Origin of the sequence: Eggerthella sp. (genome assembly GCF_048329335.1) — a bacterium.
In the GTDB taxonomy this organism is placed as follows: Bacteria; Actinomycetota; Coriobacteriia; order Coriobacteriales; family Eggerthellaceae; genus Eggerthella; species Eggerthella lenta.
This window is the reverse complement of record NZ_DBFEGU010000091.1, coordinates 1-2,087: the sequence shown is the minus strand read 5'-3', so window position 1 is coordinate 2,087 and position 2,087 is coordinate 1. Positions and strand designations below refer to the sequence as shown.

Sequence of the window (2,087 nt, the reverse complement as noted above, 5' to 3'; positions counted from 1 at the left end):
GGCGCCGTTGTGTTCCTGCTGTTCCCCGACGTGCTGAACGCGCTCAGCCATCGCGCAGACGGCGTGCCGTTCGATCCGTTCAACGTCGACGCCTTCCGCGCTTCGGCATGGGTCGTCGTCGTGTGGACGTTCGTGTGCGTCGCCGGCGAGAGCTTCAAGCTGGTGGAAGGCCGCTATACGAAGCGCGTGCTGGCGGTGACGTTCGCATGCGACCTGGTAGCGGGAGCGCTCGTCGTGTTCTGGCTGACGAACTTCCAGCTGGTCGACTCCCATGCCGTCGTCCAGGCGATGCAGTCGTCGGGCAAGGCGCTGGAGGGCCCGGTGCTGTGGGCGGTGTCCAACGCGCAGACGGCGTTCTGCGGTCTCGTAGTGGCGGCGCTCGTCATCGACGCCGTGGACTCCATCGTGAAGACGGTGCGTGCACGGTAAGGCGGCCGTCCTGTCGGCCCGCGCGCCCCTCGCGGAAAGGCGCGCGGGCGTTGCTAGATCGCGTCCGACCTCAGAGCCTCCACGATGTTGGAGGCGTGCGAGCGGCGCAGCGCGTAGGCCACGCTGAGCGCCAGCACGACGGCCACGATGGCCACGGCGAGAGCCACGTAGTCCCACGGCAGCGTGAACTCGAGGCCGGCGAACGCCATGGACGTTGCTGCAAACAGCGCGAATGTAACCGCTACGGCTGCCGCCAGCCCTATCCCCAAACCGCGCAGGGCGTAGCTCGCGCACTCGTAGGCCAGCATTCGGGCGAAGGCGCGGTTGCCCATGCCGATGGAACGCAGCGCGGCGAACTCGCGCGTGCGCAGGATGATCCCGTTCGCCAGCGTGTTGAACACGTTGGCCACGGCGATGAGCGTCGTGATGACGGAGAAGCACAGCACGAACAGCTGGAAGGCCTGCGCGATCAGGCGGTTCTGGCGCGCCGCATTCTCGATGTCGCTGACGTTGACCACGACGTCGCCCAAGTCGCGCGCCAGCGCCTCCAGCTCGTCGGAAGCCTTCGCGTGATCCTCCGCCGTGAACGAGGCTCCGGCGAACGAGTACGTGTACGGGTTCGAGTGGTAGTCGCCCAGCCCTGCGGCTCTCTCCGCAACGCTCTCCGGCAGGATGATCGAGGGGAAGTGGTTGTTGGCCGCGATGGCGTTCAGCACGGCCGGCTCCTCGTCGCAGAGCGCTCCTATCTCGATGCGGAAAGCCGTGGCCGCCTCGTCGATCGGGGCGGTGACGATGTCGGCCGTCCCGCTGACCCCGGCCTCCCGGTCGAGGTACCCCACCAGGGGCCGTCCGTCCGGGCCTTCCTGCAAGCCCATGTTGGAGAATCCTTCGCGCTCCTCGGTGACGTACAGGTCGACGGCGCCGGTGCCCGCGAAGGGCTTCGTGGACACGTACGTGCCGTCGGGCATCCTGTCCTGATAGGTGTTCAGGCCGATGGCGCGCGGGTTCTCCGGGTCGGTGTAGGCGGCTACGTCCAGGTCGAGCTCGTCCAGCAGCGCGCGCCACGAGGCATCGTCGACGAAGAAGGTGTACAGGGCCCCGTAGTAATCGCCGTCCTCGCCGAAGCTGTCGGGCACCCAGTCGGCGCTCGTCTGGGAGTTGTAAGCCTGCCGAGCAGCGCGCGCCTCTTGCGATATCATGCGACCGTCGACGACGCTTTCGGCCTGACCTTGGCGGCACGAGCCTATGAGCTGCAAGCCCTCGATCTCACTCGCCCGCGCCAGGAACTCGTCGTATTCGGCGGCGTAGTCGGACAGGTCGTTCCCTTCGCGCGGGGTGGTGTAGTCGGGATGCGCCGACACCACGATGTCGGCTCCGCTCCCAGCGCCGCGCGAGCTGCTGGCGCGGTCGGACAGCGGCGCGAGGTACAGCGCCGTGCTGCCGGCGACCACCACGAGGGTCACGCTGACCGCGAGCGATGCCACCACGGTGCGCCCGCGCGTCGCCGAGCGCGACAGGTTGCGGTGTGCGACGAACCCGGGGATGCCGAACAGCCTGCCCGCGATGCCCAGCTTCACGCGCCCGACGTCGGGCGCGTGCGATGGTGCCGACCGTTCTGCGCGCTTCGAGAGGCGCACGTCCTGCGTTTGGCGGATGGC

1 protein-coding gene and 1 pseudogene are annotated in these 2,087 nt (G+C 68.3%); one reads left to right on the top strand and one right to left on the bottom strand.

Annotation, left to right across the window (positions count from 1 at the left end):
* Positions 1–429, top strand: a pseudogene (locus tag ACMO6A_RS02875) (hypothetical protein); the annotation flags it as partial.
* Between the two features lie 53 nt (positions 430–482).
* Here ACMO6A_RS02875 and ACMO6A_RS02870 read toward each other — a convergent pair.
* Positions 483–2,087: ABC transporter permease (locus tag ACMO6A_RS02870; protein WP_418470752.1), on the bottom strand; the 1,605-nt coding region annotated here is incomplete at its 5' end.